General features: G+C 76.4%; 1 pseudogene. It reads right to left on the reverse strand.

The annotated features are described in order from the left end of the window. Positions 1 to 407: pseudogene (locus G3I65_RS50765) on the reverse strand (LuxR family transcriptional regulator); the annotation flags it as partial.

Consider the following 407-nt stretch of genomic DNA (forward strand, 5'->3'; position numbering starts at 1 on the left):
GTGGCGAGGCCGGGGAACCCCGCCACGTCGTCGTCGAACACCCGGCGGGCGGCGTCCAGCGCGAGGTCGTGGCGACCGAGGCCGTTGTACCGCACCGCCCGCCCGTAGTCGGCGAGGTGCGCCAGGTGGAGCTGACCACGGGCCGCGTCTTCCTCGGGCAGCTCCTGGCCGCGGAACGCCGCCAGCAGCACCGCGGCGTACCCCACCGGGGCGTTGCCGGTCGCGTCGGCGAGGGCGCGGTCTTCCTCAGCCGACGCCGCCGCCGCGGTCAGTTCGCCGGCGAGCAGCTCGGTGACGGCGAGGAAGTTGAGCGCGGACTGCAGCTGCAGGAAGGCGCCGGCGTCGCGGGCCAGCCGGACCTGGCGCTCGGCCAGCTCCCGTGCCGCCGTGAAGTCCGCGGCTTCGGC

This window comes from Amycolatopsis sp. SID8362 (assembly GCF_010550475.1).
GTDB classification, from domain to species: domain Bacteria; phylum Actinomycetota; class Actinomycetes; order Mycobacteriales; family Pseudonocardiaceae; genus Amycolatopsis; species Amycolatopsis eburnea.